Below are 20,015 nucleotides of genomic sequence, written 5' to 3' on the forward strand. Positions count from 1 at the left end.
GCGCCTCCACCGGCGGGGCGCGATCGCGCGGGTGGTCGCCGTCCGCCGGACATCGGACCGCCGCCGGCGCTGCCTCCCGCTCCGGGCGTGCGCGGCTTCCGCGACATCACGGCCGATGCCAACGATCTCGGCGGCGCCGCCGCGCAGGCGAGCCGCGCCGCACGCCGCACCTATGCCAACGTGCCCTCGCCCTCGCCGGAATTCGACCGGCTGGAGCCGAGCCTGGAAAACCGCGTCGCCGAAGGCGAGGCGCCTTATTCCTATGACGAGTCGATCGAGGAGGCCGAGCGCTATGCGCCGCGGCCGGCCTCGGCGCGCCCGCACATCCCGGTGCTCGAGCGCGACGCCAAGAAGGCCAAGCGCGGCCGCTCGGTCTTTCCGTTCAAGAGCGCGATCGCCGTCGGCATCGTGCTGATCCTGGTCGGTGCCGGCATCCTCTGGGGCAAGCCCCTGGTGCAGATCGCGACCAACCTGTTCAAGTCCTCGCCGACCCAGGTGGTCGAGGCGCCGAAGGATGCCTCGCAGCCGCAGACCAAGCCGAAGATCCCCGATCGCGTCGGCCAGCCCTCGGCGAGCGACCAGCCGGTCGCGCCGGTGGCGCAGAAGGTCGTGCTCTACGACGAGGATCCGTCCGATCCGAAGGGCAAGCAATATGTCGGCTCGGTGGTGTGGCGGCTGGAGCCGATCAAGGCCTCGGGCACCCAGAAGGCTGACGTCGCCGTGCGCGCCGACATCGAGATTCCCGACCGCAAGTTCAAGATGACGATGTCGTTCCGCCGCAATACCGACTCCTCGCTGCCGGCGAGCCACACCGCGGAATTGACCTTCATCCTGCCGCCGGATTTCCCGGGCGGCAGCGTCTCCAACGTGCCGGGCATCCTGATGAAGTCGAACGAGCAGGCGCGCGGCACGCCCCTCGCAGGCCTCGCGGTCAAGGTCACCGACGGCTTCTTCCTGGTCGGCCTCTCCAACGTCGACGCCGACCGCACCCGCAACGTCCAGCTCCTGAAGGAGCGCTCCTGGTTCGACGTGCCGCTGGTCTACGCCAACCAGCGCCGCGCCATCATCGCCATCGAGAAGGGCGCCCCGGGCGAGCGTGCCTTCAACGACGCCTTCGCGCAGTGGGGCGATTAGGGCGAGGCGAGCCGTTCTCCGTCATTCCGGGGCGCGCGTAGCGCGAGCCCGGAATCCATTTCACCGCGTCACATGCTGCCCAATGGATTCCGGGTTCGTGCTTCGCACGCCCCGGAATGACGCCGAGTAGCTTACTGCGCCGCTGCTTCCCGCTTGTGCGATGCTGATGCCGCGGCTTCGCGGTCCATCACGGCGCGGCAGCCGGGGCTGACCTGCGCCTTGTTCCGCACCATGCAGGCTCTGACCCGGGGGATGTCGGGGATCTCACTGGAGCACAGCCGCATCGCATCGCCCGTGCACATCTGCTGCGCTTCGGATGAGAAGGCGAGGCCGGGTGAGGTCTGGAGTGCGATGGCGGTGGTTGCGACGGCGAGCAGCGAAGCGGTGGTCTTCAAAGGCGAAGAGATGGTCTGAGTGCGTGTCATGCAGAATGGATCCCCGAGTTCCCGTAGGCTTGAGCCACTTGGTTATTGGGGCGCCGCACGCGACTTGATCTGCCGCATGTCACAGCCTTCACGTCGGGAGTTCAGTCCCGCATGTGGTCGCTCGATTTCTTGATTGTTCGAATCGAAAAGTGCTGCGCCGCCCGAGCGAAGTATGCGCCATTGTCGCGCAGCCGCAATGGTCGGCATGAAGGAAATTGCGGTTGTTGCGTGGACGTCACGCACAACGCCTGCGCACGCGATCAGATCAGTCGATCGGAGGACGCGCCGGCTTGTCCAATGTCGCTCGTGCCGAGCGCGGCGGCGTGTTCCTCGACGGCAGTGACGCCCTTGGCCGTGAGCTCGAACAGGTCGCCGTCCTTCATCACGTAGCCGTCGGCGATCAGTTGCCCCATCTTGCCCTGGCGGTCGTCGGCGAAGGCAACGGATTGACTGATGTCCCGCAGGATCGAGAGTTCTTCGTCGTGCAACATGGCGTCACTCTCCACCTGCGGAAATCGGTGCGGCCCTCACATGCCGTGGCTCTGAAACACCTTGCTGCAAGCGCGCGACAGCTTGGCCCGGTTGGCTTGCAGGCAGCCCTGCACCGCGCCGTCATTGCCGAGGTCCTTGCGACAGAAGCGCGATGCGTCCCGCGAGCAGGCCTGCTGCTCCTGCGGCGAGCCCATGTGGCCTTGTGCAGAAGCGGACGTTTGCGACAGGCCGGTCAGGGCCGCCAGCGTGATCGTCGCCAGAAGAAATTTGCGGGCCATCGGCGGCTCCAATCTGACAGGGGATGAATTCAGGTCCTGCATGAACTCGTCGCCCTGCCACTTGTTCCCCACGGCGGGGCTTGCCCCGCTGTTCAAGGTTCCCGCGGCGCTGCTATAACCTCCGGAGAAGTGTGAGGGTGTTGTGATGAAACGCTATCTGGTGTTTGCGCTGGTTGGCCCGTTCGTCGGCGGGTTCCTGCTGCTGCTGACGACGACCTATCAGTCCGGCTATTGGACCCAGACCAATCTCGGCGAGGTCGGCAAGCTGTTCGCAGTGTTCTTCAAGACCCTGCAATACAGCTATCTGTTCGGCTTGCTGCCCTCGCTGATGATCGGCGCGATCGACGACATCCTGGTCCACATCAGGCGGATCGGCCCCACCTTGCGGATGCTGCTGGTCGGCCTGTTCGCCTTCGTGCTGGCCTCGCTCACCTACAGCTCGCGCGGGCCGGATTCGGGCGCCGTGCAGTTCATCCTGTACGGCCTGGTCGGCTTCGTGCCCGCGGTGATTTCGTCCTGGCTCGTGCATAAATACATCAAGGAGCCGCAAGCGGCGGCGGCGACACCGACCTGAGCGCGCGACGTTCCGGCGCGGCGCAGCAACTTCCGCCGCCCAGGCGCGTTCCCTTGAGGCCATGACCATGTCCGACGACGAAATTATCGCTCCCCGCCGGCCCCGTTCGGGGAACGGTGCGCGCGCGACTGCTTCGGGCGCTGGAACCCGCGGGCCGATCATCGACCAGGACGGCCGCGAAATCCGCCCCGAGACGCTGGAGCAGGGCTTTCGCGAATTCCGGTTCGAGTTCGGCCAGGGCGGCCCGTTCGGCAATCTGACGCGCGAGCAGCGCATCGCGCGTCTCGAGGCGATCGCCAAGCTGCTCGACGTTGCCTTCATCCTGCCCGGGACCAACATCCGCTACGGCATCGACGGGCTGATCGGCCTGATCCCGGTCGTCGGCGACATCATCACCACCGCGATCTCGCTGTGGCTGGTGCGCGAGGCCCGCGCGCTGGGCGCGCCCTGGTACGTCACCGCGCGCATGCTCGGCAATGTCGCGCTCGACGGTGTGGTCGGCATGGTCCCGTTCGCGGGTGACGCCTTCGACGTCATGTTCCGCGCCAACATGCGCAACGTGCGTCTGCTCCGCCGCTGGCTCGACAAGCAGCCAAGGATTTAGCGACTTTTGTCCGACCTCGTTCGTGTCCCGGACAAGGCACGGCGCGCAAGCGCTGCGCCGCAGAGCCGGGACCCAGGAACCAAGGGGAACGTCGATGCGGGGGCCCCGGCTCTGCAGCGCATCGCCGAAGGAGCGCAAGCGCTGCGTCCGGGACACCGGAGCCTTCAGCATATTTCCGTAAGCGAGAGGATAGCCCCCTCAAACACAAAGAGCGCGACGACCTTTCGGCCATCGCGCCCTTTGCGCACATCGAAGGGTTTGCGAAACTTACGCCGCGTCGGCGTCGGTCTCGGCGGCCGGGGCCGGCTTGGGACGGCGGGGCAGCGGGAATGCTTCGCTCTCGTAGAGCGAGCGGATGCCGTTCTGGTCGAAACGCGCTTCCTCGACCTGGAGATAGGCGCCGTTCAGCGAGTCCGTCGGCAACTGCTCCATCGCGAACTGCACGGCCTCGGCCGCGGTGCCGAACCGGCGATAGGTGAAGCCGGCACGCTTCTTCTTGCGGATCGCAGCGGGGAAGAGCTCGGCGGAGGTGTTGAAGTTGAACGGACGCAGTGGACGCATGGTCAAAGACCTCGTGATCTTCTCTGGGGCTTTAAGCGCGTGGGGTTTGGGAGGCAGCTGCCGCAATCGAGCGGGCCCGCCGCACATGTCATTTTCGCCCCCTAATATAAGCTTATCTGACAAAAATGCGACCCCTGCGATGGGAGATGATGAATCCGCGCATGGCAGGTCCGCAGACGAGAAAATCTGAATTATTTCAATTGGTTATTTGGTTCATAATTTGCCAAGAAGCAGCAGGACGACCAGCACCACGAGCACGACGCCGCCGATCCCCATGCCGGAATGGCCCAGGCCATAGCCATAACCGCCTACGCGGCCGGACAGGCCCCCGAGCAGGTAGATGATCACCAGGATGATCAGGATGGTCCCGAGTGACATGGCTTCCTCCCTGGCGGTGCCCAGATGCGATGATCGGCCGCACCGCCAGAGTAGAAAAGCACATCACACGATCGGGTTCCATGCGGGAACCCGATCGTGCGGGGCGATTATTTCGGCTCCAGCTTCAAGGCGGCGGAGTTGATGCAGTAGCGCAGGCCGGTCGGCCCGGGGCCGTCGGGGAAGACATGGCCGAGATGGCCGCTGCATTTCGAGCAGAGCACCTCGGTGCGGATCATGCCGTGGCTGACGTCCCGCTCCTCGTCGATATGGCTCTCGACGGCGGGCTGGGTGAAGCTCGGCCAGCCGCAGCCGGAATCGAATTTGGCGTCCGACTCGAACAGCACATTGCCGCAGCCGGCGCAGACATAGGTGCCGGCGCGGTGGTCGTGCTCATATTCGCCCGAGAAGGGACGCTCGGTCGCCTTCTCGCGCAGCACCGCGTACTGCATCGGCGACAGCTCGCTGCGCCATTGCTCTTCGCTCTTGATGACCTTGTCGTCGGTGGTTTTCGTTTTGGTGTCGGGCATGGGTCTCCCGTTTTTTCAGCGATCTTGGTTTCGGTGGTCTCAGTTGGTGGCCTTGCTGGCACTCACCAGCGTCGGCTTCTCAATGTAGTTATCCGCGAACAGCTTTTTCAGGTTCTCGACCTTCGGCAGGTCGTTGTAGGCGATGTAGGGCTGGTTCGGGTGCAGCGTCAGATAGTCCTGGTGGTAGGCCTCCGCCGGGTAGAACGCCTCCAGCGCGCCGACCTTGGTCACGATCGGCTTGGAGAACACCTTGGCGCCGTTGAGCTGGGCGATATAGGCCTCCGCCACCTTCTTCTGCTCGTCCGAGGTGGTGAAGATCGCAGAGCGATATTGAGGGCCGGTGTCCGGGCCCTGGCGGTTGAGCTGGGTCGGATCGTGCACCACCGAGAAGTAGATCTGGAGGATCTTGCCGTAGGAGATCTTCTTCGGGTCGTACTTGATCTCGACCGACTCGGCGTGGCCGGTCCGGCCGCTCGAGACGGTCTGGTAGTCCGCGGTCGCCTTGGTGCCGCCGGCATAGCCGGAGACCGCGTTGACCACGCCTGCGGTGTGCTGGAAGACGCCCTGCACGCCCCAGAAGCAGCCGCCGGCGACCACGGCGGTCTGGATCCCGCTCGCGGGGGCCGTATCCATCGCGGGGGCGGGAATCACCACCGCCTCTTCCGCAGCTCGTGAAGGCATCGCGAAGGCGAGCCCGAGGGCGGTGGTTGCGGCGAGCAGGGACAACAGGACAGGTCGGCGCATGGCGATCCTCTTTCGAAAGGTCTGACAGTCTACGGCGGCGAGGGCCGGGCGAACAGCCTGCCCGGCCGCGTTTTCGCATCATCCGAGGTACGGACGCAGCCGCCGATTGTTACGACGGCGCGGACACGAGTCCGTGAAATGAGCCGCCCGGGACGGCCCGGCGAGCGCACGCCTTGGCGAGACCGGGAACTCCGCGCTAGATGAACCCGGGCGGTCGACGATCGACTCAAGAACAACTTGCTGGCTGGAGCAGGCTGAGACCATGCTGCGCGTCGTTTCCCTGACCCTCGTCATTCTGGCCGCCGGCATGTCGCGCGCGGCGGCCGATCCGCAGGCCGACGACCTCGCCATCTGCCGCGATCGCCAGGCGGACGCCCAGGCCCGCGCGACCGCCTGCGAAAATCTGCTGAAGGCCGACAAGGTCAGCGGCAAGGACAAGGCGATCGCGCTTTCCGCGCGCGGCAACACGCAGCTCAACAAGCGTGATTACGACCAGGCGATCGAGACCCTGTCCATCGCACTCGATCTCGATCCGGACTACGTCATCGCCCTCAACCTGCGCGGCCTCGCCTATGAGCGCAAGGGCCAGGACGATCTTGCCATGGCGGACTACAATCTCGCCCTCCAGAAGCGGCCGGCCTACGGCGTTCCCTACAACAACCGCGGCGTGATTTATGCGCGCCGCGGCGCGATGCAGAGCGCCATCGACGATTTCACCCAGTCGATCAAATACACGCCGAAATTCCTGCTCGCCTGGACCAATCGCGCCCGCGCGCGCACGCTGCTGAAGGATTTCGACGGCGCGATCGCCGACTTCGCGGAGGCCGAGAAGATCGACCCGTCCGCGCCGCAGATCGCGAGCAATCGCTGCATCACCTATGGCATGATGGGCAAGTTCGACCGGGCCTTTGCCGATTGTAACGGCCTGATCGAGCGGCAGCCGAAAAACGTCTACGCGATCAACAACCGCGCCGATGTCAGCATGATGAAGGGCGACCTCGATGCCGCACTGAAGGATTACAACACGGCGATCCAGATCAACCCGAACAACATCCGCGCGCATTCCGGTCGCGGCCAGATCTACGAGCGCCGGAAGGATCTGGCGCAAGCCCGCGCCGACTATCGTGCCGCGGCCTATTCGCTGACGAATTTCGATGACACCGAGGTCGCACGCGCCCGTGCCATCGCGCAGGAGCGGCTCGCCGCGCTGACGCAGCCGGCGCCGGCCGGGGCCACAGGACGCCGCGTGGCGCTGGCGATCGGCAATGGCGCCTACAGGAACGTCCATGCTCTGCCCAATCCGCCGCGCGATTCCAAGCTGATCGCGAGCGTGCTGCGCGACGTCGGCTTCCAGACCGTGATCTCCGTCAGCGACCTCACCCGCGACAAGTTCTTCGACGCGTTGAAGGCCTTCGCGGAGGAAGCTGAGAAGGCCGACTGGGCCGTGGTCTATTACGCCGGCCACGGCTTCGAGATCGGCGGGGTGAATTATCTCGTTCCCGTCGACGCCAAGCTCGCCGCCGACAAGGACGCCGAAACGCAGGCGGTCGCCCTCGAGCAGGTCATCGCCGCGGTCGGCGCCGCGCGAAAAATGCGTCTTGTGGTGCTCGATGCCTGCCGCGACAATCCGTTCGCGCCGGCCATGCAGCGCACCTTGTCGCTGAAGCTGGTAGACAAGGGCTTTTCCAACATCGAGCCCGGCGCCGGCTTCATGGTGGTCTACGCCGCCAAGCACGGCGAGACCGCGATGGACGGCGACGGCAGCGCCAACAGCCCGTTCGCCACGGCCCTCGCCCGCGAGATCAAGCAGCCTCGCGTCGAGATCCGGAAACTGTTCGACATCATCCGCGACGATGTCTGGGCCGCAACGAAGCACGAGCAGCAGCCGTTCACCTACGGCTCGCCGCCGGGGCGGGAAGACTTCTATTTTGTCGCCGGCAAATGAAGGCCGGCGTTGCGGGGCGCGTTCATATCAGCGAATTGAACCAGTCGAACACGGTCGAATGTCCGTTCAACGCGGAGCTGTCGCCATAGAGGCTCGCCAGGAACGTGACGCGATGGCTTGCGCCGCCAACCGGGACGCCCTCCGCGAAACGTCCGCCGGCTGCGATTGCCGGCTTGACCAGTCGCGGATGCAGCGCTTCGTCAGCCAATCCGTAGTAGAACCGGATCGGGCAATCGTAGTCCCAGAAGGTTGCGCCGTTACGACCGAGCTGGCGCAGCAGCTTGCTGTTGGTGTCATGGGTAAACCGGTCGAAGAACCCGTCGACCAGGAAGTCCGCCGCCGGCGGAACACTTTTTGCGGTGTCACCCTCCAGGCTGTAGTCGGCCCAGTATTTTTCCGCGAACGCCTGATATTGCGGCTTGATGGCTGTCTTGAACAGATCGTTGAGACCGTAATACCGGCGATAGCTTCCGAGCAACACGATCAGGCAGGGCGTGATCCAGGCCGGAGGCATCGGGTAGGACGTGTCCGATGACGGAATGAAGGCTGTCGGGCTGACCCAGTAGCGGAAGCTCTCGGCGAGGTTGTTGAACGGGCTCTGGGCCGCGGTGGCCGTCACCTTGATGCCGCGGCGTTGCATCTCCTGTTTGAGCCATTGCGTGTTCAGTGCGCCTTGCGACCAGCCGTTCAAGAACAGCGCGGATTGGCGGAGACCGAGCGCCTCGAGCTCGACGAGCCCGGCCTTGAGGACATCGAGGCAGCACTGCACGGTGGCGCCCTTCACCGCGTAGGCTTCGCCGCGGCCGTCGCGATAGGGGCCCTTGCCGATGTAGTCGGCGGCGATGACGGCATAGCCATTGCCGGCGAAGCGCTGGACGTTGAACAGCGTCTCCAGCGAGTCGACGTTGTCGCGGAGCTGGTAGGCTTCGTCGCCAAGTCGCAGCAGGTTCGAGGGAACCTGGTCGAACGACAGGATCGTGCCGTGCTGCCAGGACAGCACAGGCAACGCGCCGCGCACGCCCACGGGCACTGCGACGAGCGCGCTGACCTTCACGCGCTCCTTCGTCTCAGGGATCTGCGTCGTCGTGGTGATGCGCCGCAGCTCGACGTCGTAGCGTGCTTCATGCTTCCCGGAGAAGTCCTTGGGCAGGACGTTGTGCTCGTTGAACACGGCATAGAATTGCGCCGCCAGCGCGTTGAGCCGGTGCTTGGAGACCCGCACCGGCTTCTCCGGTCGCGCCTGCGCCGCGCGCAGCGGAGCAGAGCGCGCAAGTCTCGGCGCCGCGATCGATGCGGCGAGCGTGCCGGCCGCGATGCTCGCCGATCTCAGAAACCCGCGGCGGCTCGCACCGAAGGTATCATCGCGGTCATCGAATTCTGATTCAGCCATGGTGGTCCTCCTGACGACGGCGACGATACATCGCAAAGCCTAGCGCCTGGTGAACGCATCGGCGCGGTCCGGATGACGGCATCACACCACGATACTCAACCTTTTCGCCGCTCGCGTGATCCCTGTGTAGAGCCAACGCGCCCTGGATTCCTGAAACGCAAAACTCTCGTCGAACAGCACGACGTCGTCCCATTGCGAGCCCTGCGACTTGTGCACGGTCAGCACGTAGCCGTAGTCGAACTCGTCATAGGGCTTGCGCTGCTCCCAGGCGATCGCTTCGACGCCGCCTTCGAAGCAATCGGCGCGCACCGAAACCTTCGTCACCTTGTGTCCAAAATCCTCGTCCGGCGACAGCCGCATCGAGAGGATGCGCGATTTCGAGCGCGAGGTGTTGCGCGATTTCACGCGCCACAGGCCGCCGTTGAACAGACCCTTCTTGCGGTTGTTGCGCAGGCACACCAGCTTGTCGCCGGCGACCGGAAAGACGTCCTCGATGTTCTGGCGCTGCCGCACCCGCATGTTGTAGGCGCGTCTTGTGTTGTTGCGGCCGACCAGCACCTGGTCGGCGCCCATGACCCTGTCGGGGTCGAGCTCCTTTCGCGACACCACCTCGCTCTCGCCGTAGCGGCCGATGTCGAGCTCGCGGCCTTCGCGCACGTCCATCGACATCCGCACGATCGGATCGTCCTGGGCCTGGCGGTGCACCTCGGTCAGCATCGCGTCGGGTGTGGTGTTGGTGAAGAAGCCGCCGCCCTGGATCGGCGGCAGCTGGGCGGGATCGCCCAGCACCAGCAGCGGGCAGTCGAACGACATCAGGTCGCGGCCGAGCTCGGCGTCGACCATCGAGCATTCGTCGATCACGATCAGCTTCGCCTTGGATGCGGGCGCGTCGTCCCACAATTCGAAGCTCGGCTGCTCCTCGCCGGATTCGCGGGCGCGGTAGATCAGCGAGTGGATGGTGGAGGCCTCGTCGCAGCCCTTGTTGCGCATGACGAGGGCGGCCTTGCCGGTGAAGGCGGCGAACTTCACGTCGCCGTCGACGCCGTCGGCGATGTGCCGGGCCAGCGTCGTCTTGCCGGTCCCGGCGAAGCCGAACAGGCGGAACACCTGCGGTGTGCCGTTGCGGCCGGGTTTTGCTTTGAGCCAGTCGCCGACGGCCTTGAGCGCGGCGTCCTGATGCGGAGTGAATGTCGGCATGTCTGTCTTGAGGGAGGGGCGACGCCCGGCGATTCGCCTCCCTCCAAGGTAACCATTCGACCCCCGCTTTCAAGCCGGATGCAGCAGCGAAGATCAATGCGGCGACGGCCGTCCTGGCCGCCTTGAACCGCTGCCGCGGATCCGTCCCTTGCAAGCGGCCGTCGGCTGGCCGTGGCCCGCTCCTCGGCTTGCGAATCCGCCTGATCACACCGGAGGTGAAGGCGAGGTAAACGCCTGGCCCGGCTCGCGCAATTTCATGCGGCGAACGGCACGCAGGTTAAACGTTGCCTGCGCCTGTTCGGATCGCCGCTTGATCTAGCGCAATGCGATCTGGACAGCACGAACCTATGGTCCGCAGCGGTGACAACGGCGTCGACCGAGGTGTGCCCGATGGGGCGCATTCTTCTGGAAAATTCCTGAACACGGGTCTGCCCGTGGGGATTCGGATATGCCGAGACCAATGTCACGACGCTCACTGTTTTCTGCCGTTCTGCCTTTCGCATCCGGCCGCGACGCGCTTGCGCCGCGCGGGGACGCGCCGCGCCCCGAGCAGGTGGCGACCGTCTCCAGTGCGAGCGCCTGCGTCGAACGACATGGCGTGGTCTGCCGCCGTTGCGTCGAAGCCTGTGAGCATTCCGCCATTCGCATTCTGTCGCGCGAGAAGCTCGGCGCGGTGATCGACGCTGCGGCCTGCACCGGCTGCGGCGACTGCATTCCGGTCTGCCCGGTCGAGGCCATCGCGCTCGCGCCGCGGGACCGGATCGCGCTGGTATCCGAACTTGCAAACCTGGTCGTGCACAATGGCTGATACCACCAACATCTGCGGCGTTGCCGTCTATCTCGCGCCGGGCGCGGCGGGCGATCTGACGAGCCGGATCCTGGCGATGCCCGGCGTCGAGCTGGAGGCCGCAGCCGGCGAGAACCGGCTCGCGCTGACCGTGATCGACACGCCGGCCTCGCTGGCGATCGACCAGATCGCCGCCATGCATCGCCTGCCCGGCGTCGTCAGCGCCTCGCTGATCTTTCACGCGTTCGATACGTCCGACGACGAGAGCGCCGTCGAGACGGGGCCGGCCGCGTGCTGCGGCGGCGACTGCGAGAATTCCGGCGCGCACGCGCGCGCCTCCACAAACTGAGATTCGTTGAGCCGGAGAGACCGACGATGGTTACGAAATCGACAAATGGGACTGAAGCCACGGCGACCCGCCGCGATGCGTTGAAGGCGGCCGCAGCGGTTGCTGCTGCCTCGACCATCGGCGTGACGCTGCCGCAAGCGGCGAGCGCGCAGCCGGGCAAGACGGACGGCATCCGCTGGGACAAGGGCGTCTGCCGCTTCTGCGGCACCGGCTGCGGCGTGATCGTCGGCACCAAGAGCGGCAGGGTCGTGGCGACGCAGGGCGACCCCGATGCCCCCGTCAATCGCGGCCTCAACTGCATCAAGGGCTATTTCCTGTCGAAGATCATGTACGGCGAGGACCGGCTGACGCAGCCGTTGCTGCGCATGAAGAACGGCAAATTCGACAAGAACGGTGACTTCACGCCGATCTCCTGGGACGACGCCTTCAAGATCATGGCCGAGAAATGGAAGGCGGCGCTGAAGGCGGGCGGGCCGTCGACCGTCGGCATGTTCGGCTCGGGCCAGTGGACCATATGGGAAGGCTATGCTGCCGCAAAGCTCTACAAGGCCGGCTTCCGCTCCAACAACCTCGACCCGAACGCGCGCCACTGCATGGCCTCGGCCGTCACCGGCTTCATGCGCACCTTCGGCATCGACGAGCCGATGGGCTGCTACGACGACATCGAGCACGCCGATGCGTTCGTGCTGTGGGGCTCGAACATGGCGGAGATGCACCCGATCCTGTGGTCGCGTCTCACCGATCGCCGCCTGACGCATGAAGGCTGCGAGGTCCACGTGCTCTCCACCTTCGAGCACCGCTCGTTCGAGCTTGCCGACAATCCGCTGGTGTTCACGCCCCAGAGCGACATGGCGATCCTCAACTACATCCAGAACTACATCGTCAACTCCGGCGCGACGAACAAGGACTTCGTCGAGAAGCACGTCGAGTTCGCCTCCACCGTGACCGACATCGGCTACGGACTGCGCCCGACCCACGCCCTCGAAATCAAGGCGGTCAACGCCTCGCACAAGGCCGGCAAGGACGGCGCGCTCGATCCGGCCGGGTTCAAGGACAAGATCGGCTTCGAGGAATACAAGAAGCTGCTCGAGCCCTACACGCTCGACTACGCCCACAAGATGTCGGGCGTGCCGAAGGAGAATCTCGAGCGGCTCGCAAAGCTCTACGCCGATCCCAAGAAGAAGATCGTCTCCTACTGGACAATGGGCTTCAACCAGCATGCGCGCGGCACGTGGGTCAACAACATGATCTACAACGTGCACCTGCTGATGGGGAAAATCTCGGAGCCGGGCAACGGTCCGTTCTCGCTGACCGGCCAGCCCTCGGCCTGCGGCACCGCGCGCGAGGTCGGCACCTTCGCGCATCGCCTGCCGGCCGACCTGCTCGTCACCAACCCGAAGCATCGCGAGACGGCCGAAAAGGTGTGGCAGCTGCCCGAAGGCACCATTCCGGGCAACATCGGCTACCACGCCGTGCTGCAGAACCGGATGCTGAAGGACGGCAAGCTCAACGCCTATTGGGTCCAGTGCAACAACAACATGCAGACGGCCCCGAACATGAACGAGGAGGGCTATCCCGGCTATCGCAATCCGGCGGCCTTCGTCGTGGTCTCCGATCCCTATCCGACCGTGACCACGCTGGCCGCGGACCTCATCCTGCCGACGGCGATGTGGATGGAGAAGGAAGGCGCCTACGGCAATGCCGAGCGGCGCACCCAGTTCTGGCGTCAGCAGGTGAAGGCGCCGGGCGAGGCGCGCTCGGATCTCTGGCAGCTGATGGAGTTCTCCAAGCACTTCAAGATCGAGGAGGTCTGGCCGGAGGAGCTGATCGCCAAGAAGCCCGAAGTGCGCGGCAAGACCCTGTTCGACGTGCTCTATGGCAACGGCGAGGTCAACAAGTTCGCGGTCACCGAATGCCAGAAGGGTTTCGACAATTCGGAGAGCGCGGCGTTCGGCTTCTACGTGCAGAAGGGCCTGTTCGAAGAATACGCCAAGTTCGGCCGCGGCCACGGCCATGACCTCGCGGATTTCGAGCAATATCACCAGGCGCGCGGCCTGCGCTGGCCGGTGGTCAGCAACAAGGAGACGCTCTGGCGCTTCCGCGAGGGCTACGATCCCTACGTCCAGCCGGGCGAGGGAGTGTCGTTCTACGGCAAGCCGGACAAGAAGGCGCGCATCATCTTCTGTCCGTTCGAGCCGGCGGCCGAAACGCCCGACAAGGAGTTCGATCTGTGGCTGTGCACCGGCCGCGTGCTGGAGCACTGGCATTCCGGCTCGATGACGCGCCGCGTGCCCGAGCTGCACCGTGCCGTGCCGGCCGCGACGCTGTTCATGCATCCGGACGACGCGGCCGAGCGCAAGCTGCTGCGCGGACAGCCGGTCAAGATCCAGACGCGCCGCGGCGAAGTGGTCACGCGGGTCGAGACCAAGGGCCGCAACAAGCCGCCGCGCGGCCTCGTCTACTTCCCCTTCTTCGACGAGAGCCAGCTCGCCAATCAGCTCACGCTGGATGCGACCTGTCCGATCTCGAAGGAGACCGACTTCAAGAAGTGCGCCTGCCGCGTGACGTCGGCCTAAACCCGTCGATGGACGAGCCATGTCGGATTCGAGCTCAGGCATCCCGCGCGATCCGCGCCGCCGCAAGGCGCTGCAGGATATGACGCGTTTCGGCGGCGGCGCAGCCGTCGCCGCGACGATGCTGACTGCGTTCGGCGTGTCCTCGCGGGCGAGGCCCGCGCAGACGCTGCGGCCTCCGGGCGCTTTGCCCGAGAAGGACTTCCTGGCGGCCTGCGTCCGCTGCGGTCTCTGCGTGCGCGACTGCCCTTACGACACATTGAGGCTTGCGGACTGGGCGGACGGGCCCGCCGTGGGAACGCCGTTCTACGTCGCTCGCAACGTTCCTTGCGAGATGTGCGACACCATTCCCTGCGTCAAGGCCTGCCCGACCGGCGCGCTCGAGCATGCGCTGACCGACATCGCGAAGGCCAAGATGGGTGTCGCGGTGATCACCAGTCGCGAAACCTGCCTCAACCTGCAGGGCTTGCGCTGCGACGTCTGCTATCGGGTATGTCCGGCCATCGACAAGGCCATCACGCTCGAGGTCTCGCATAACGCGCGCACGACCAAGCACGCGATCTTCGAGCCCGTCGTTCACGCCGAGTATTGCACCGGCTGCGGCAAGTGCGAGAAGTCCTGCGTGCTGACCGATTCGGCGATCAAGGTGCTGCCGATCGAGGTCGCCGCGCTGAAGCAGGACGAGCACTACAAGCGCGGCTGGGAAGAGAAGACCAAGGCAGGCGGAGCCCTCGTCGATGCGCCGCTGAAGCTGCCGGTGCGCAGGCCCGAGGGAGGCACGCCATGACGGCGAATGTCAGACCCTATGTCGAGGCGCGTGCGCAGAAGGGGCTTTGGGCCGCCTCGCGGTTTCTCGTGCTGCGCCGGGCCAGCCAGCTGTTTTTCCTCGCGCTGTTCCTGTCGGGACCGCTTCTGGGCGTCTGGATCGCCAAGGGCACGCTGGCCTCGTCCATGACGCTCGGCACGCTGCCGCTGACCGATCCCTTCGTCTTCCTGCAGTCGCTCGCGGCGCGCCATTGGCCCGAGGGCCTCTCGGCGATCGGCGCGGCCATCGTGCTCGCCGCCTACCTCCTGGTCGGCGGCCGGACCTATTGCTCCTGGGTTTGCCCGATCAATCCGGCGACCGATCTCGCAGCCTGGTTGAGGCGGCGGCTGGGCATCACCTTCACGGCCAAGATCCGCACCGATCTCAGGCTCTATTTCGTCGGTGCGGTGCTCGCGGCATCAGTGCTGTCGGGGTCGATCGCCTGGGAGCTGATCAACCCGGTGACGGCGCTGCATCGCGCGCTGGTATTCGGCCTCTGGTTCGGCGCCGGCGGCACCGCGGCGATCTTCGTGTTCGACCTCCTGGTCGCCAGGCACGGCTGGTGCGGCCATCTCTGTCCCGTCGGTGCGTTCTACGGCCAGGTCGGCAAGGTCGCGCTGCTGCGCGTCACCGCCGACAACCGGGCGGCCTGCAACGACTGCATGGATTGCTTCGCCGTCTGCCCCGAGCCGCACGTCATCAGCCCCGCGCTCAGGGGCGAGCGGAGCGGCGCCACGCCGGTCATCACCGCGGGCGACTGCACGGTCTGCGGAGCCTGTATCGACGTTTGCTCCAAGCAGGTCTTCCATCTCGGTCTGCGCGGCCGCAATGCGGCGCGTCCTGACCCCTCCATGACCGCGCCATCGCCAGCGGCGCGTGTCGTCTCTTCCCAGCCGGCCGTCCTTGAAAGGGACCTCCCATGACGTTTGTTCGACTGATTCCGTTGATTGCGGCGGCGGCCGTGACCGTCGCGCTTGTCATTCCGTTCGCGGTGTCGGGGCCGCTCGCGCAGGAAGCCAGGCAGCCCAAGGCGCTGCGCGAGGCTCCGCTCACCGAAATGTCGGCGCCGCCCGACGTGACCAAGCAGTCGGTGCCGGCCAGCGGATTCGAACGCGCCTATCGTCAGCAGCCGCCGCTGATCCCTCACAAGGTCGATGGCTACCAGATCACCACGGAGAACAACGCGTGCATGGGCTGCCACGACTGGCCCGGCAACACGCGGGTGAACGCGCCGAAGATCTCGGAGACGCATTACGTCGACCGCCAGGGCGTGCGGCTCGATAAGGTCGCCGGCACCCGCTATTTCTGCCAGCAATGCCACGTGCCGCAGGCCGACGCGAAGCCGCTGGTCGGCAACATCTTCCAGAACGCGACGCAGGCGAAGTGAGGTTGACATGCAGGACACCAGCACTTCTGCCGCCGTCGCGGCCGCGCGGCCGGGCCTCCTGAAGCGGCTGTGGCGGTGGTTCTTCTCGCCGACCGCGCGCTATGCCTGGGGACTGATCGTCGTCGTCGGATTCGTCGCCGGCGTCCTGTTCTGGGGCGGCTTCAACTGGGCGATGGAGATGACGAACAACGAGCAGTTCTGCATCTCCTGTCACGAGATGAAGGAAAACGTCTATCTCGAATACCGCAACACGGTGCACTATTCGAACCGCACCGGTGTCCGCGCCAGTTGCCCGGATTGCCACGTGCCGAAGGAGTGGAGCCACAAGGTCGTCCGCAAGATCCAGGCCTCGAACGAGGTGCTGCACAAGATCCTCGGCACCATCGGCACGCCCGAGAAGTTCAACGCGCACCGCATCGAGCTCGCCAAGAGCGTGTGGCGCGGCATGAAGACGACGGATTCGCGCGAGTGCCGTAACTGCCACAAGTTCGACCACATGGAATATGCGGTGCAGGAGCCGCGCGCATCCAAGCTGCACCAGACCGCGTTCGCGCAAGGCAAGACCTGCATCGATTGCCATCAGGGCATCGCACACAAGCTGCCGCCCAAGGCGCAGGAGGGCTATCGCGACATGCTCGACCATATCGACGAAGCCAGCCCCGTGCAGCGCATGATCGACTTCCTGCAGGATGCCGACATCGCCAAGGCGAAGGCGGCGAGGTGATGGACATGCTTCAGCAATCCCGCGATACGGCCGACAGCGCCGCCCGGCCTTCCGCCGCCGTCAGCGTTGCCCTGGTCTATGATTCGGGTCCCGCGGTGAACCGGTGGTTCTCAGGTCTCGTCGCCGAGCTTCGCCGCTCGGGCAAGAGCCTCGCCGGCCTGATCCAGGAGGACGTACCCCAGCCGGGTCGCACGCGCTGCGACATGGTTCTGCACGAGCTTGCCACCGGCCGGGCGATGTCGATCTCCGAGGATCTCGGCGCGGGGGCGACCTCGTGCCGTCTCTCCACGCCGCGCCTGCTCGAGGCCGCGCAATTGGTCGAGGCCCAGCTCGCCGACGCCGAGATCGTCTTTCTCAACAAGTTCGGCAAGGCCGAGGCCGAAGGCGGGGGCTTGCGCGACCTGATTGCCCATTGCATCGAGTCCGGCAAGAGCCTCGTGATCGGTGTTCCCGCGGGCAACCTCAAGGCCTGGACCGAGTTCTGCGGCGAATATTTCAGGACGGTCGCGGCGACGCCCGAGCCGCGCCAGGATGCGATCGCAGCTCTTGCGGCCCTGCTCGGTGAGCCCAAGACCGTCAGCGAGCATCTGCACGTGGTCTGAGGCGCGCCGGCTCGCGATCCAGCTTCTTCCATGCCGCGGAATTGACGGCGGGTGGACAGGATCGCCTCGCTCAATAGAATACCCGCAACAACAAGAAAGTAGCGGGAGAGCGAGGCCATGAAGTTCGGCATCTTCTACGAGCTGCAACTGCCGCGGCCCTGGGTGGCGGGCGACGAGCTCGCCCTCTATCAGAACGCGCTGACGCAGATGGAGCTCGCCGACAAGCTCGGCTACGACCACGCCTGGGTGGTCGAGCATCATTTCCTCGAGGAATATTCGCACTCGCCCTCGCCGGAATCCTTCCTCGCCGCCGCCAGCCAGCGGACGAAGAACATCCGCCTCGGCCACGGCATCCTGCAGCTCACCACCAATCATCCGGCGCGCGTCGCCGAGCGTGTTGCGGTGCTCGACCTGCTCTCGAACGGCCGTTGCGAGTTCGGCATGGGCGAGAGCGCCTCCATCACCGAGCTCACCCCGTTCGGCCGCGACATGGAGACCAAGAAGGAGGTCTTCGAGGAGGCCGTGCAGGCGATCTTCCCGATGTTCAAGGACGCCGGCAGCGAGCATCACGGCAAGTACTTCGACATCCCCTTGCGCAACGTGGTGCCGAAGCCGGTGCAGAAGCCGCATCCGCCGCTGTGGCTCGCCTGCTCGCAGCTGCCGACCATCGAGCGTGCCGGCCGCTATGGTTTCGGCGCGCTCGGCTTCCAGTTCGTGAGTGCCGATGCCGCGCATGCCTGGGTGCACGCCTATTACAACGCCATGACCAAGCGGCTCACCAAGCTCGCGGACTATCGGATCAATCCGAACATGGCGCTGGTGTCGTTCTTCATGTGCGCCAAGACCGACGAGGAGGCGCGTGCCCGCGCCGACGGCGCCACCTTCTTCCAGTTCGCGCTGCGCTTCTACGGCGCCTCGCAGAACCGCCAGCGTCCCGCGCCCTACACGGTCAACATGTGGGACGAGTACAACAAGTGGAAGCGCGACAATCCCGAGGCGCAGGAGGCGGCCTTGCGCGGCGGCCTGATCGGCTCGCCCGAGACGATCCGCAGGAAGCTGAAGCGTTTCCAGTCCTCGCACATCGACCAGGTCATCCTGCTGAATCAAGCGGGCAAGAACAGTCACGAGCACATCTGCGAATCGCTCGAGCTGTTCGGCCGCGAGGTGATGCCGGAATTCCAGAACGACCCGGCGCAGGCCGAATGGAAGCAGGGCGTCATGAGCGGCGAGATCGAGCTGGAAGAGATCGACACCGAGGCCTTCACGGACCGCTACGGCAAGCTCGCGATCAATGTCGCGCCGGCCAAGGCGGCGGGGTAACGCTCGCATCCGGCATGGGCCCCGGTTCAGCAGCGCACCACCGAAGGGGTGCTGCGCTGCGTCCGGGGCACGAGGCTGTCGACCGACCCCACTCTCGTGTCCCGGACAAGCCGCAACGCGCCAGCGTTGCGGCGCAGAGCCGGGACCCAGAAAGCGGCAGATGCCGGCCCCGCTGTCGAACGCATTGCGAAGCACCAGGAGCAAAGCGTTAACCATCGCTGGCGGTTCCGGTCCGGCCGGCATCGCTTCGAAGTTTCTTAAATTTTGCTGGGTACCTCTTCAGGCACAGTGACCCCCTTGGAGAAAGATATGGCTAAGCGCGCCAAGGCCAAACGTGGGAAGGCGGAGACGCTCGCAATCCCAGTGGCCGCGAGGGTTGCAATCTGCGCCGTGGCCGTCGCCGCCCTGGGGTACGGGGTGCTGTCTGGCCCGGCGAACGTGCAACCGGCACGCAAGCCCTCCGCGCAGGAAGTCCGGGCATCGTCGTCTCCGGTCTACGTGGCACCTCCAGTTCATGCCGCAGCGGCGGCTCCGGCCCCGGCTGCAGCTCCGATTCCGACACCGGCTCCGGCGCCACTGGCCGAACCGCCAAAAGCCGACGCTGATGCTCCCGGAGCCCTCGTTCGGCAGGTGGTCGACTATGCCAGCCGCCAGGCGCCGGGTACTGTCATCATCGACACCGGAAACACATTCCTCTACCTCGTCCTGAACGACAGGCAGGCGATGCGTTACGGCATAGGCGTCGGCCGCGAAGGTTTCACGTGGTCCGGTGAGCAGACCGTCGCCCGCAAGGCCGAATGGCCGGATTGGCATCCGCCGACGGAGATGATCGGGCGCCAGCCTTATCTTCCGCGCTTCATGGCGGGCGGCCCCGGCAATCCGCTCGGCGCGCGCGCGATGTATCTCGGCGAAACCGAATATCGTATTCACGGCACCAACAACCCCAATACGATCGGCAAGCGGGTGTCGTCCGGCTGCATCCGGCTCACCAATGACGACGTCACGGACCTCTATGAGCGGGTGAAGGTCGGCGCGAAGGTGATCGTGCTTCCGGCATCTGCCCGTAGGCCAACCCAGGGCACGCCGGCCGACGCCGCCTTCCGCCTGCCGGATCCGGGATCGCCGTCGAAGCGGTTCTCCGCGGCCAACGCACAGCTGTTGTCGCCCGGGCCGAGGATCGCCGAGGCGCAATAGTCCGTTCCGTCCGGCAGCCCCGATG

23 protein-coding genes are annotated in these 20,015 nt (G+C 65.6%); 14 read left to right on the forward strand and 9 right to left on the reverse strand.

The annotated features are described in order from the left end of the window. The coding region (locus UNPF46_RS34220; protein WP_142253013.1) for a hypothetical protein at positions 1-1,134 on the forward strand (1,134 nt) is incomplete at its 5' end. Between the two features lie 131 nt (positions 1,135-1,265). Here UNPF46_RS34220 and UNPF46_RS34225 read toward each other — a convergent pair. The 3 genes from UNPF46_RS34225 to UNPF46_RS34235 form a co-directional block, all read right to left on the reverse strand. Next, positions 1,266-1,559, reverse strand: a complete 294-nt coding sequence (locus tag UNPF46_RS34225) for a hypothetical protein (RefSeq protein WP_246668803.1) — start codon at positions 1,557-1,559, stop codon at positions 1,266-1,268. A 260-nt stretch (positions 1,560-1,819) separates the two neighbouring features. Continuing rightward, the gene (locus tag UNPF46_RS34230; RefSeq protein ID WP_100176440.1) at positions 1,820-2,050 is read right to left on the reverse strand and encodes a hypothetical protein; all 231 of its coding nucleotides are present in this window, start codon (positions 2,048-2,050) and stop codon (positions 1,820-1,822) included. Positions 2,051-2,086: 36 nt separating this feature from the next. Continuing rightward, positions 2,087-2,329 carry a hypothetical protein gene (locus UNPF46_RS34235; protein ID WP_142253014.1) on the reverse strand — a complete coding sequence of 81 codons (243 nt, stop codon included), beginning with the start codon at positions 2,327-2,329 and terminating at the stop codon, positions 2,087-2,089. A gap of 145 nt (positions 2,330-2,474) precedes the next feature. Between UNPF46_RS34235 and UNPF46_RS34240 the strand changes: the two genes are divergently transcribed. Continuing rightward, complete coding sequence (locus tag UNPF46_RS34240; protein ID WP_100176438.1) at positions 2,475-2,903, forward strand: DUF5413 family protein; 429 nt, start codon at positions 2,475-2,477, stop codon at positions 2,901-2,903. Between the two features lie 61 nt (positions 2,904-2,964). Next, the gene (locus UNPF46_RS34245) at positions 2,965-3,507 is read left to right on the forward strand and encodes a DUF4112 domain-containing protein (protein WP_142253015.1); all 543 of its coding nucleotides are present in this window, start codon (positions 2,965-2,967) and stop codon (positions 3,505-3,507) included. Between the two features lie 267 nt (positions 3,508-3,774). Here UNPF46_RS34245 and UNPF46_RS34250 read toward each other — a convergent pair whose 3' ends face one another. The 4 genes from UNPF46_RS34250 to msrA form a co-directional block, all read right to left on the reverse strand. Continuing rightward, positions 3,775-4,068 (reverse strand): hypothetical protein, encoded by a 294-nt coding sequence (locus UNPF46_RS34250; protein ID WP_027560969.1) that lies wholly within the window; start codon positions 4,066-4,068, stop codon positions 3,775-3,777. 213 nt (positions 4,069-4,281) lie between these two features. After that, complete coding sequence (locus UNPF46_RS34255) at positions 4,282-4,446, reverse strand: DUF3309 family protein (RefSeq protein WP_100176436.1); 165 nt, start codon at positions 4,444-4,446, stop codon at positions 4,282-4,284. 107 nt (positions 4,447-4,553) lie between these two features. Next, the gene (msrB, locus tag UNPF46_RS34260; RefSeq protein WP_142253016.1) at positions 4,554-4,973 is read right to left on the reverse strand and encodes a peptide-methionine (R)-S-oxide reductase MsrB; all 420 of its coding nucleotides are present in this window, start codon (positions 4,971-4,973) and stop codon (positions 4,554-4,556) included. Positions 4,974-5,012: 39 nt separating this feature from the next. Continuing rightward, the gene (gene msrA / locus UNPF46_RS34265) at positions 5,013-5,717 is read right to left on the reverse strand and encodes a peptide-methionine (S)-S-oxide reductase MsrA (RefSeq protein WP_142253017.1); all 705 of its coding nucleotides are present in this window, start codon (positions 5,715-5,717) and stop codon (positions 5,013-5,015) included. 262 nt (positions 5,718-5,979) lie between these two features. Between msrA and UNPF46_RS34270 the strand changes: the two genes are divergently transcribed. Further along, positions 5,980-7,662, forward strand: coding sequence for a tetratricopeptide repeat protein (locus UNPF46_RS34270; RefSeq protein WP_142253018.1), 1,683 nt, complete (start codon positions 5,980-5,982; stop codon positions 7,660-7,662). A gap of 22 nt (positions 7,663-7,684) precedes the next feature. On the opposite strand, the gene UNPF46_RS34275 is transcribed toward UNPF46_RS34270, so the two are convergent. Beyond that, positions 7,685-9,052 carry an alpha/beta hydrolase family protein gene (locus UNPF46_RS34275; protein ID WP_210248367.1) on the reverse strand — a complete coding sequence of 456 codons (1,368 nt, stop codon included), beginning with the start codon at positions 9,050-9,052 and terminating at the stop codon, positions 7,685-7,687. A gap of 81 nt (positions 9,053-9,133) precedes the next feature. Continuing rightward, entirely contained in the window at positions 9,134-10,249 is a 1,116-nt protein-coding gene (locus UNPF46_RS34280; protein ID WP_142253019.1) for an ATP-dependent DNA helicase, read from the reverse strand. Positions 10,250-10,709: 460 nt separating this feature from the next. On the opposite strand from UNPF46_RS34280, the gene UNPF46_RS34285 reads away from it, so the two are divergent. From UNPF46_RS34285 to UNPF46_RS34330, 10 genes are all read left to right on the forward strand, one after another. Further along, on the forward strand, positions 10,710-11,057 hold the full coding sequence (locus UNPF46_RS34285; protein WP_161497219.1) for a 4Fe-4S dicluster domain-containing protein: 348 nt from the start codon (positions 10,710-10,712) through the stop codon (positions 11,055-11,057). Continuing rightward, positions 11,050-11,385 carry a chaperone NapD gene (locus UNPF46_RS34290; protein ID WP_100176429.1) on the forward strand — a complete coding sequence of 112 codons (336 nt, stop codon included), beginning with the start codon at positions 11,050-11,052 and terminating at the stop codon, positions 11,383-11,385. Before UNPF46_RS34285 ends, UNPF46_RS34290 begins: the two co-directional genes overlap by 8 nt. A 26-nt stretch (positions 11,386-11,411) precedes the next feature. Beyond that, positions 11,412-13,961, forward strand: coding sequence for a nitrate reductase catalytic subunit NapA (gene napA / locus UNPF46_RS34295; protein ID WP_142253020.1), 2,550 nt, complete (start codon positions 11,412-11,414; stop codon positions 13,959-13,961). A 19-nt stretch (positions 13,962-13,980) separates the two neighbouring features. After that, positions 13,981-14,745, forward strand: a complete 765-nt coding sequence (gene napG, locus UNPF46_RS34300; protein WP_100176427.1) for a ferredoxin-type protein NapG — start codon at positions 13,981-13,983, stop codon at positions 14,743-14,745. Next, positions 14,742-15,686: a quinol dehydrogenase ferredoxin subunit NapH gene (gene napH / locus UNPF46_RS34305; RefSeq protein ID WP_142253021.1), complete on the forward strand. Its 945-nt coding sequence runs from the start codon at positions 14,742-14,744 to the stop codon at positions 15,684-15,686. Before napG ends, napH begins: the two co-directional genes overlap by 4 nt. After that, a complete protein-coding gene (locus UNPF46_RS34310) occupies positions 15,683-16,150 on the forward strand; it encodes a nitrate reductase cytochrome c-type subunit (RefSeq protein WP_174718857.1) in 468 nt (155 codons plus the stop codon). The genes napH and UNPF46_RS34310 overlap by 4 nt, the downstream gene beginning before the upstream one ends. 7 nt (positions 16,151-16,157) lie before the next feature. Further along, on the forward strand, positions 16,158-16,874 hold the full coding sequence (locus UNPF46_RS34315) for a NapC/NirT family cytochrome c (protein ID WP_100176425.1): 717 nt from the start codon (positions 16,158-16,160) through the stop codon (positions 16,872-16,874). A gap of 5 nt (positions 16,875-16,879) precedes the next feature. Beyond that, positions 16,880-17,476 (forward strand): DUF2478 domain-containing protein, encoded by a 597-nt coding sequence (locus UNPF46_RS34320; RefSeq protein WP_181770248.1) that lies wholly within the window; start codon positions 16,880-16,882, stop codon positions 17,474-17,476. 117 nt (positions 17,477-17,593) lie between these two features. Continuing rightward, a complete protein-coding gene (locus UNPF46_RS34325) occupies positions 17,594-18,796 on the forward strand; it encodes an LLM class flavin-dependent oxidoreductase (protein WP_100176423.1) in 1,203 nt (400 codons plus the stop codon). A 309-nt stretch (positions 18,797-19,105) separates the two neighbouring features. Next, positions 19,106-19,990: a L,D-transpeptidase gene (locus tag UNPF46_RS34330; protein ID WP_181770249.1), complete on the forward strand. Its 885-nt coding sequence runs from the start codon at positions 19,106-19,108 to the stop codon at positions 19,988-19,990. Positions 19,991-20,015: the final 25 nt, after the last annotated feature.

It is taken from the genome of Bradyrhizobium sp. UNPF46, assembly GCF_006658625.1.
Taxonomy (GTDB): Bacteria; Pseudomonadota; Alphaproteobacteria; order Rhizobiales; family Xanthobacteraceae; genus Bradyrhizobium; species Bradyrhizobium nitroreducens.

What these genes read in the sequence shown, in the direction of transcription:
- UNPF46_RS34230 (WP_100176440.1), bottom strand. Translation starts at nt 2,050, where the DNA reads ATGTTGCACGACGAAGAACTCTCGATCCTGCGGGACATCAGTCAATCC.
- napG (WP_100176427.1), top strand. Translation starts at nt 13,981, where the DNA reads ATGTCGGATTCGAGCTCAGGCATCCCGCGCGATCCGCGCCGCCGCAAG.
- UNPF46_RS34310 (WP_174718857.1), top strand. Translation starts at nt 15,683, where the DNA reads ATGACGTTTGTTCGACTGATTCCGTTGATTGCGGCGGCGGCCGTGACC.
- UNPF46_RS34280 (WP_142253019.1), bottom strand. Translation starts at nt 10,249, where the DNA reads ATGCCGACATTCACTCCGCATCAGGACGCCGCGCTCAAGGCCGTCGGC.
- UNPF46_RS34225 (WP_246668803.1), bottom strand. Translation starts at nt 1,559, where the DNA reads ATGACACGCACTCAGACCATCTCTTCGCCTTTGAAGACCACCGCTTCG.
- UNPF46_RS34250 (WP_027560969.1), bottom strand. Translation starts at nt 4,068, where the DNA reads ATGCGTCCACTGCGTCCGTTCAACTTCAACACCTCCGCCGAGCTCTTC.
- msrB (WP_142253016.1), bottom strand. Translation starts at nt 4,973, where the DNA reads ATGCCCGACACCAAAACGAAAACCACCGACGACAAGGTCATCAAGAGC.
- UNPF46_RS34325 (WP_100176423.1), top strand. Translation starts at nt 17,594, where the DNA reads ATGAAGTTCGGCATCTTCTACGAGCTGCAACTGCCGCGGCCCTGGGTG.
- UNPF46_RS34290 (WP_100176429.1), top strand. Translation starts at nt 11,050, where the DNA reads ATGGCTGATACCACCAACATCTGCGGCGTTGCCGTCTATCTCGCGCCG.
- UNPF46_RS34285 (WP_161497219.1), top strand. Translation starts at nt 10,710, where the DNA reads ATGTCACGACGCTCACTGTTTTCTGCCGTTCTGCCTTTCGCATCCGGC.
- UNPF46_RS34275 (WP_210248367.1), bottom strand. Translation starts at nt 9,052, where the DNA reads ATGGCTGAATCAGAATTCGATGACCGCGATGATACCTTCGGTGCGAGC.
- UNPF46_RS34235 (WP_142253014.1), bottom strand. Translation starts at nt 2,329, where the DNA reads ATGGCCCGCAAATTTCTTCTGGCGACGATCACGCTGGCGGCCCTGACC.
- msrA (WP_142253017.1), bottom strand. Translation starts at nt 5,717, where the DNA reads ATGCGCCGACCTGTCCTGTTGTCCCTGCTCGCCGCAACCACCGCCCTC.
- UNPF46_RS34240 (WP_100176438.1), top strand. Translation starts at nt 2,475, where the DNA reads ATGAAACGCTATCTGGTGTTTGCGCTGGTTGGCCCGTTCGTCGGCGGG.
- napH (WP_142253021.1), top strand. Translation starts at nt 14,742, where the DNA reads ATGACGGCGAATGTCAGACCCTATGTCGAGGCGCGTGCGCAGAAGGGG.
- UNPF46_RS34255 (WP_100176436.1), bottom strand. Translation starts at nt 4,446, where the DNA reads ATGTCACTCGGGACCATCCTGATCATCCTGGTGATCATCTACCTGCTC.
- UNPF46_RS34315 (WP_100176425.1), top strand. Translation starts at nt 16,158, where the DNA reads ATGCAGGACACCAGCACTTCTGCCGCCGTCGCGGCCGCGCGGCCGGGC.
- UNPF46_RS34320 (WP_181770248.1), top strand. Translation starts at nt 16,880, where the DNA reads ATGCTTCAGCAATCCCGCGATACGGCCGACAGCGCCGCCCGGCCTTCC.
- UNPF46_RS34330 (WP_181770249.1), top strand. Translation starts at nt 19,106, where the DNA reads ATGGCTAAGCGCGCCAAGGCCAAACGTGGGAAGGCGGAGACGCTCGCA.
- UNPF46_RS34270 (WP_142253018.1), top strand. Translation starts at nt 5,980, where the DNA reads ATGCTGCGCGTCGTTTCCCTGACCCTCGTCATTCTGGCCGCCGGCATG.
- napA (WP_142253020.1), top strand. Translation starts at nt 11,412, where the DNA reads ATGGTTACGAAATCGACAAATGGGACTGAAGCCACGGCGACCCGCCGC.
- UNPF46_RS34245 (WP_142253015.1), top strand. Translation starts at nt 2,965, where the DNA reads ATGACCATGTCCGACGACGAAATTATCGCTCCCCGCCGGCCCCGTTCG.